The sequence below is a fragment of the Bradyrhizobium sp. MI1.4 genome, from assembly GCF_055811315.1.
Genome location: NZ_JBVVPP010000036.1, coordinates 40,814 through 49,430, shown reverse-complemented (window position 1 = coordinate 49,430; position 8,617 = coordinate 40,814). Strand labels below are relative to the sequence as shown.

The window sequence follows — 8,617 nt, the reverse complement described above, 5'->3', positions numbered from 1 at the left end:
TGGCGTTCGTCCCCCTTTTAAAATATAATTGTCGAACAATAACCCTATCGCGCGGGCCCACCACCCCCCCCTCAACCGGGTCGACCACAAAAAACCCACACACCTCCCCGGGGGGGGCGGCGCCCGCCCCCCCCCCCTTTTCGTTTAGCACGGTGCGGCCCAACAAGACGAACTGCCGCGAAAGCCAGCTTGCCCGCGAGACGCGCCGACGGCTCCACGAAGTGGTACGGACGCAACGGCCGACAAACACAAAACCCGCGGCTCGATCGTCCTATCAGGCCGAACGCATGGTCTTAACGCGGCATTGGTCCGGTTGCCTCGACAGCCTCTGCGACGGTGTCCGCTCGGTTTCGTTGCGCAGTTCGGAGACCTGGTTCACCTTCGTTTCGATCCTTGGCAACGCAGCATGAAATTCATCCACGCTGTCGAGGTCGATCATGGTCTTTCCGCCCATCTTGTAGGCCTTGATGCTGTCGCAAGCGATCAGTTCGTAAGCCTTCGTCTTTCCGAATTTGCCGTAGCGGCAACCGTCCTTGAACTCGGCGAGCCGCCGCCGCTTGTTGTTGTCAATGTCAACCATGGTGCCTACTTCAACAATTTCGCCATTCAGCTGCGCGTAGCCCGTTGCCTGAGATCTGTTGATCCATATCGCCTACACTGCAGAGCGAAAGCTTCTCCGAAGCATCCGCGCAGTCTTGCGCGCTGTGGCGTACAAATCGGATGGATCGGAAGTATTGCTGCAAGCGCGTAGCAAAGGCGACCCCAGAGATGCCGGCTGAACCGCAGAAGTTTCCGATGCGCAGCGCGGTTGATGTCGGGGCACGATCGGCCGCGCGAGCGGTAGCCGTGGGACAAATCAGATTGCATTCTTGTGGGTTGTGCGCTCTATTTCATGCTCGTTTCAATAATCGTGGGGCGCAATTCTGCAGTCTCCCAGATTGTCTGGTAGCCGCAGAGCTTCGATGCACAAATGCCAAAAATCACCTTGAGACCCAGCTTCACGAAGGATCTCGACGGTCTGAGACGCTCTTCACGCAAGCACTATCAACGCGCGTCCGAGATACTTTTCGAAATCCAACGCGACGTCGAGCCGTCGGCGCCGCGTCGAGCCGAAACGCGCATTCCAAAGTGCGTCAAGTACGAGCTTCCGGACGGCTATCGCCTCGTCTTGCAGCGAGGCGACTCCGATGGTGTGATGGTCGCCCTATCCGTTGGCACCCATGATCATGTTAGCTCCTTCTTGGACGGGCACAAAGGATACGTCTTCGACGAAAAGACCGGCAAGCTGCTGATGGTCGATACCCAAATCCTTTCCTATGCGTTCAAAGGCGAGCGCCGGCTGGACGGAGCGCGCATTTCCTCCATCGTCGCGCACGAGTTCCTCGAAAGCTACGATCCCACGTCCCGGACAAACGCGAAGTATTACATTCGATATCATCCGGGGCACGTTGTACCGCAGCGGCGCGAAATACCGTCAGACCACAAGCCGACCCGGGGCGAACGCCTCGTCTTCGATTTCGGACGTGAGTTTCCCAAGCTTGTCCAGCATGACAGCCGTTCGATGGCCGCGCTCCTGAACGATCGGAACGGGCCCGCATTCACTTCCATCATCTGGTCCCTCGATAAGAAGTTGCAGAAACGCCTGAAGCAGCGCTTTGCATTTCTTTGTACGACGTTTGCCGATTGCGTTCCGCTTAGCCGAGAGACCGCGGATGTTGGACTGACGCTGCTCTCACGGTTCTGCGAAACGCACAACATCAAGGATAATGTCCGCAACTCGGTCAACGACATCATGATACTTGCCACCGCCATCACTAGCGGAGAGCAGCTCAATACGGCTGACACATTGTTGAACCGGTTCGCCGCCGAGACATACGGGACCGTCGCGATCCCCGGCGCCAACGATTCCTTGATGATCGACTTTCGGCGAGTGCTTCAAAGCAAAAAGCGCAGCAGTGCGGAGAGCAAGGGCTACATCAATCGCGGCTGGCAGATTGCTGACAGCATCAAGCGCACAGCGGCTCGAACGTAGCTCAAATTGTAAGTGCGGCTGGGCTAGTGGCGCAATCGTGCGCCAAGGCACGGTCCGAAATGGGCCGCGCGCCTCTGCGAAGTGTTTCCAAACGTTATTAGCTATTTTAGACGTTTTGATCGGGCCGACGACATCCGAATATTTGCGAAAGCCGCAAGCCTGCTTACGCGGCTTCATCGGCGGAGATCGCCTCTGAAAGTGCATCGATCGCTGCGGCAGCGTCTGCCTCGGTGCTAAACCTGCCAAAACTAAATCTCACCGACGAATTCGCTTCGTCACCCGTCAGTCCGATTGCCCGCAACACGTGCGAGGGCTCGACGATTCCAGATGAGCAGGCCGAGCCCGAGGAGGCCGCGAACCTCGGTTGAAGCGCCGCGATGAGATCCCGACCATCCCGGCCGCGGAATTGCACATTCGAATTGCCCGGATGGCGGGAGGCCCCACCTCCGTTGATCGCGACGGGATGACCGAGCCCTCGCAGCCCGTCTTCGAAGCGGTCACGGATAGCCGCGATTATCGCCCGTTCTCTGACAGCTTCCTCCGTTCCAAGCAGACCGGCCGCGGTACCGAAGCCGACGCAAAGGGGCGTCGGCAGCGTGCCCGCCCGCAACCCGCGCTGCTGTCCGCCGCCGTAGACTTGAGGCTCGATCAACTTCTGAACATCGCGCCGGACGTAGAGCGCGCCGATTCCCTTGGGACCGTAGATCTTATGTGCGGACAGAACGAGTAGCGAAATCTTGTGCCGGTCGACATCAAGATCGACGCCCAATGGAGCCTGCACGGCGTCGCACAAGAGATGAACATCGGCTGCGGCGCAGATCGCCGCAACAGCCGGAATGTCCTGAACGGTGCCGATCTCGTTGTTGACCGCCATGGCCACCACGCAGATCACATCCTCCGCGATCGTTGCAGAGAGATGAACGAGGTCGATCCGTCCTTCCGCGTCGACCGGAATGACTTCGACGATCATCCCGTACCTCTCCGCGGCGGCGCGCGCCGCAGCGAGCACGCTCTTGTGCTCGACGGCTGACACGAGCATTCGCCGCCGCCCGGCAGGTGCGCGATGAGCCAAGCCTAGGATGGCGAGGTTATTGGCTTCGGTTGCTCCCGCGGTGAAGACGATCTCGTCCGCGTCAGCGCCGATCAGTGCCGCCACCGAAGCCGCGGCCCGCTCCACGGCCTCATTAGCTTGCCAACCGAACGCGTGCTCGACGGAATGCGGATTGCCAAAAGCCGCTGACCAAAAAGGTGCCATGGCTTCAACCACGCGAGAATCGACGGGTGTGGAGGCCATGTTGTCGAGATAGACAGGGCGTTCGGTCATGGGCTGGGGACTTCATCCAGTTTGCACATTGACCCTAACGGCAGCCACTCCTACTGTCCACCTGGAGACATCCGCCAGGGGAGCCCGGGATCCGTGAAAAGTCCGTTGTTCGAGGAAGGCTACCGTTCGCAGTTTTCCGGTCACGAAACCTTCCCGCTGCGATACGGATGGCTGAAGAAAGCCATAGACGCCACCTTGGAAACGGCGGACGAGCCCAACAACAAGCGTACCGTGTTTCTTGCCGACGATGCAATCGCAAGGTTTGGTGTCGGAAAGAACATGGTCGCCTCCATCCGGCATTGGGCGACCGTCACCGAGGTCATCGAAGATGAGGGCGATCAAGTCAGGCCGACGGCGTTCGGAAAGCTGATTTTCGGTCCGTCGGGGCAGGATCCTTTCATGGAGCATCATGCCACAATGTGGCTGCTCCACTGGAAGCTCTGTGGTCGTGCCAACAAGACGACATGGTTCTGGGCGTTCAACCATTTCGGAGCGCAGACCTTCAGGCGTGACGATCTGATCCAAGGGCTCCTCAAGCTTGCTATGGCCCGTGGATGGCCCAAGGCTTCCGACACCACGGTACGCCGCGACGTTGAATGCTTCCTCCGGACCTACTCATCGACGGCCGCCTCTCACGTCGGTGCTCCGGAGGACGCGCTCGAGTCGCCGCTCGCCGAGTTGGGCCTCATTCGGACGATAGGACGACGAGACGACTATCAGTTTGCGCGCGGTCCCAAGCCCACGCTTCCCCCAAGCGTTTTCGCCTTGGCTTTGAACTCTTTCTGGGAGCGTGTCGGTAACACCCGGACGCTGTCTTTCGAGATGATTGCGCACGAGCCGGGTTCGCCCGGGCGCGTCTTTCTGCTCGATGAGCCGGGGCTAGCCGATCGTCTTATCAAACTCGAAGATCAATCCGACGGCCTCTTCCGGTGGTCGGAGACGGCCGGTCTTCGTCAGGTTGTTCGCGGGGGGGATTTCGATGGTCGCGCTCTCAATTCGCTGATCAGGGCGTCCTACAAGAAGAGCCGGCAGGGGGAGATGAGCTGATGACGCTTTTTGAAAGGGTTCGCGTCGCGCCGCGCTTCCAGAGGGCTATTCGGATCGACACTGATGTCGACGATCCGCGCGCGCTGGAAGGATTCCTGTGCCCGCAGTCCGCGGTCGAGACGCTCCTGACGATGGGGCGCCACGTAGGCGAAACCGGGCACTCGGCGTTTACTTGGACGGGTCCTTATGGAAGCGGGAAGTCCAGTCTCGTCGTCGCCCTCAATGCGATTTTGGCCGGGGATACCAAGCGCAGGGCCCGCGCAGCCGAGATCGTCGGCAAGAAGCCTGCCGAGCAGTTGTGGAAGTTGATGCCGCCGCTGTCGAAGGGGTGGCGGATGCTGCCTATCGTCGGGCGGCGCGGTTCGCCGGTCGCCGCAGTCGGCGAAGGTCTTGCAGCGGCGAGGCTGTGGCCGCGTTCGCGTGGCGAATGGACCGAAGCAAAGGTTCTGGAGGCTCTATCCGAAGTGGCGAAACAGGAGTCTCGGACGCGGGGTGGGCTCATCCTCGTCCTCGACGAAATGGGGAAATTTCTGGAAGGTGTGGTGGGTGAGAACACCGATATCTTCTTCTTTCAGCAGGTAGCTGAGCTTGCGAGCAGGAGTGGGGGCCGTCTCGTGGTGATCGGTATCCTCCACCAGGCGTTCGAGGAATATGCCCAGCGCCTGTCGCGCGAGCAGCGCGACGAGTGGTCGAAGGTGCAGGGTCGGTACGTCGACCTTCTGGTCGACACTGCCGGCGAGGAGCAGCTCGAGCTGCTGGCCAGGGCAGTCCAGATGGATGGCGCTGGTCCCGAAAGGTCCAAGTCGATCAAGGTGGTCGCGGAGTCGATTGCGAATTCGAGGCGTGGAGATGCCGGCAAGATCGCTGGTTCGCTCGCGCAGTGCCTGCCGTTGCATCCGATCGTTGCAGCGCTACTGGGGCCAATCTCGCGCCGCCGCTTCGGGCAGAACCAGCGCAGCATGTTCGGCTTCCTCAACTCGGCCGAGCCGTACGGTTTCCAGGAATTCCTGAGTTCGTCCGATGACAGCGATACCTACGACGTCCCCCGGCTCTGGAACTACCTTCGTTCCAATCTTGAGCCTTCCATCCTAGCGTCTCCCGACGGGCACCGGTGGTCCTCGGCGGTCGAAGTCGTCGAACGCTGCGAAGCAGCGCAAGGTGAACGTCTCCAGGTCGATCTCGTGAAAGCGATTGCAGTCATCGAGATGTTCCGTGAGCGGTCCGGGATTGCTGCGACGAAGACACTGCTTGCGAACTGCATCCCCGGCGTTTCCGAGGCTGACGTCCGCGCCGCGCTGGACGATCTCGCGATGCGCTCGTTGATCGTCTTCCGAAAGCACCTCGGCGCTTATGGCGTCTATGCGGGCAGCGATTTCGATATCGAGGCCGCACTCGAGAAGGCGTTGTCGGAGCAGCTTCAGCCTGATTTCACATCGCTGCGGTCGCTCGCCTTATTCCAACCGGTCATCGCCAAGCGCCACTATCACGAGACCGGATCCTTGCGTTGGTTCGACCTTGACGTGGTGCCTGCGTCCGAACTCAAAAGCCGGGTCGAGCGCTACAAGGTCGGCAAAGGCGCGATGGGTTTGTTGCTGCTGCCGATACCGACCGCGAATGAAACCGTGGAGGATGTTCTCGCCGCAGCGCGGCAGGCGTTGTCGAGCGGAGGCGATGTGCTGATCGGGGTTTCGCCGAACGCGGCGACGGTTCTGGACGCCGCGAAGGAAGCGCTTGCGCTCGAACGCATTAACGAGGAGCGGCCCGAGCTTCATGGCGACCCGGTGGCAAAACGCGAAGTGACCGCGCGGCTGTCGTCCGCGCAGAGCCGGCTCGAGAACGTTCTCCGTCTGGTATTGGACTCCGCCTTGTGGGTGCGCAAAGGAGCTCCGAACAAGAAGCTTTCGGCGGCCGACCTCAGTTCGCTGGCCTCCGATCTTGCCGATGCCCGGTACGATGCGGCTCCGAAGCTTTTTAACGAACTTCTGATCAGGGTGTCCCCGTCCTCGAACGCCAACACCGCCAAGAACACGCTGTTGAAGGCAATGGTGAAGAGCGAGGGTGTCGAGCGGCTGGCAATGACGGGCCTTCCGGCCGAGGCGGGATTGTTCATCTCCCTCCTGGAGAAGACCGAGCTGTACAGGCGGGTGGGGCGGAAGTGGAAGTACGTCGTTCCCGGTACCGATGACATTGATCCGGCGGGGCTTGCGCCCTTGTGGAGCGCGACCGACGATTTTTTGCGGAAGAACGCGCAGCGCGTGATTCCGCTCGAAGAGATTTTCGACGTGTGGCGCGAGCCACCATTTGGCATCAAGGACGGCGTCCACGCGGTGCTGGGTCTCGCCTACGCATTATCGCGGCGGGATCATCTGGCCTACTACCGGCAACAAGTGTTCCAGCCACTTTGGACCGATTACGATGCCGATCTGCTCATCAACGACCCAAAGGACATCCAGGTTCGTTGGTTGGAAATTCCCGCAGCGGGCCGCAAGCTCCTCGACGGGGTGCGCGGTGTGCTGATCGAACTCGAGGGGGCTGATGCGGTTTCTTCGACGTCTCCGTTGGATGTCGCCCGGGCGCTGGTCGCGAGCTTCGACGCCTTGGAGCCGTGGACAAGGCGCACATCGCGGCTCGACGCCGAGGTGCTGTCGATCCGCGACATCCTCCGCCACGCTTCGGACCCGAACACACTTCTGTTCGACGAACTTCCGAAGCTGTTTTTTGGCGAGGACTCCACTAATGACGGCAAACGTATCCGGGAGGTCGTCGCGCGCATCGGAGCGGCGGTCCGTGTGCTCAAAGGTCGCTATGAGAGCATGCTTGATGAGCTTCTGGCGCTCATGCTGCATGAGCTCGACATGGACGGCGTCGCGGATGCCGCAGCGGTTCTCCGAGACAGGGCTGAGAACGTCAAGCAGATCTCAGGCGATTTTGATCTCGACGCATTCGTCCTGCGCCTGTCCCGGCCGCTCGGAGACAAGGTCGATATCGAAAGCATCGCGGGCCTTGCCGCACATAAACCGGCGAAGGACTGGACCGACGCGGAACTCGATCGCGCGCGCGTTGAAATCGTGGCCTTTGCGCAGCGATTCATCCGCCTAGAGGCGCTGGCGATCGTGAACGGGCGGAAGCCCAAGCGCCATGCGATGGCCGTGGTCGTGGGAATGGGCGACAGGAAGGACACCCGTTCGCACGAATTTGCGATATCGGACCATGATGCACAGGCGGTGCGCGAGGTCATCGCTACCGTCGAGCAAGCCATGAAATCGGCCTCGAAGCAGCGGAAAAACATCATCCTTGCGGCGCTCGCCGAAATAAGTGCGCGCTACATGTCTGAGCCTTCCGATCGCCCATCGGCTGAGCCGAAGGTGGGAGCGAACGCATGAGCGAGCGGCATGTCTTGGGATTGTCGGGAGGGCGCGACAGCGCAGCACTCGCTGTCTACATGCGACAATTCCATCCTGAAATCGATATGGAATACTTCTTTACGGATACCGGCAAAGAGCTGCCGGAGGTCTACGCCTTTCTCGACAAGCTTGAAGGCATTCTGGGAAAGCCGATCGTCCGGCTCAATCCGGACCGGGACTTCGATTTCTGGCTGAAGCGCTACAAGAGCTTCCTGCCTTCGGTGCGGACCCGCTGGTGCACCCGCATGCTGAAGATCAGGCCGTTCGAGGCCTGGGTTAGGCCCATGCTCGAGGGGGGAGCGAAGGTGGTGAGTTATGTGGCCATCCGGGCGGACGAGAACTTTCGGGACGGCTACACCTCGACCTTCGACAATCTCGTCGTCAAGCTGCCGTTCAAGGAAGCGGGCATCGCCAAAGCAGGCGTCACGGAGATCCTGGACGGCTCTGGACTTGGATTGCCCAAATATTACGAATGGCGCTCTCGCAGCGGATGTACCTTCTGTTTCTTCCAGCAGAAGATTGAGTGGGTCCGTCTGAACGAGCGGCATCCCGACCGCTTCGAAGAGGCGCAGGCCTATGAAAAGACGGCGCTGGAAAACGGTTCGCCGTTCACATGGAGCGAGGGCGAATCGCTGGGCGAACTGATCCGGCCGGAGCGTGTCGCGGAAATCCGCGCTGACCATGAAAAGCGAATTGATAAGATGCGCAGATCGATCAGGCCGAATCCACTTCGTCCTAATGCTTCGCCGGAGATCGAGGAGCTCTATGCAGACGCGGGCTCCTGCGTCGTCTGCCATAAGTGAACCGGCA

General features: G+C 60.4%; 6 protein-coding genes. 4 read left to right on the top strand and 2 right to left on the bottom strand.

The genetic code is table 11. The annotated features are described in order from the left end of the window. Window positions 1–274: 274 nt before the first annotated feature. The gene (locus AC0L23_RS28545) at window positions 275–580 is read right to left on the bottom strand and encodes a hypothetical protein (RefSeq protein ID WP_473357591.1); all 306 of its coding nucleotides are present in this window, start codon (window positions 578–580) and stop codon (window positions 275–277) included. Between the two features lie 390 nt (window positions 581–970). On the opposite strand from AC0L23_RS28545, the gene AC0L23_RS28540 reads away from it, so the two are divergent. Beyond that, complete coding sequence (locus tag AC0L23_RS28540; protein WP_473357590.1) at window positions 971–2,032, top strand: hypothetical protein; 1,062 nt, start codon at window positions 971–973, stop codon at window positions 2,030–2,032. A 163-nt stretch (window positions 2,033–2,195) separates the two neighbouring features. Here AC0L23_RS28540 and AC0L23_RS28535 read toward each other — a convergent pair whose 3' ends face one another. Next, on the bottom strand, window positions 2,196–3,356 hold the full coding sequence (locus tag AC0L23_RS28535; protein ID WP_473357589.1) for a cysteine desulfurase family protein: 1,161 nt from the start codon (window positions 3,354–3,356) through the stop codon (window positions 2,196–2,198). 93 nt (window positions 3,357–3,449) lie between these two features. Between AC0L23_RS28535 and AC0L23_RS28530 the strand changes: the two genes are divergently transcribed. Genes AC0L23_RS28530 through AC0L23_RS28520 form a run of 3 tightly spaced genes read left to right on the top strand, consistent with a single transcriptional unit; the run spans window position 3,450 to window position 8,610 of the window. After that, a complete protein-coding gene (locus tag AC0L23_RS28530) occupies window positions 3,450–4,403 on the top strand; it encodes a DUF4007 family protein (RefSeq protein ID WP_473357588.1) in 954 nt (317 codons plus the stop codon). Then, on the top strand, window positions 4,403–7,786 hold the full coding sequence (locus AC0L23_RS28525) for a P-loop NTPase family protein (protein ID WP_473357587.1): 3,384 nt from the start codon (window positions 4,403–4,405) through the stop codon (window positions 7,784–7,786). Before AC0L23_RS28530 ends, AC0L23_RS28525 begins: the two co-directional genes overlap by 1 nt. Then, on the top strand, window positions 7,783–8,610 hold the full coding sequence (locus tag AC0L23_RS28520) for a phosphoadenosine phosphosulfate reductase domain-containing protein (RefSeq protein WP_473357586.1): 828 nt from the start codon (window positions 7,783–7,785) through the stop codon (window positions 8,608–8,610). Before AC0L23_RS28525 ends, AC0L23_RS28520 begins: the two co-directional genes overlap by 4 nt. Window positions 8,611–8,617: the final 7 nt, after the last annotated feature.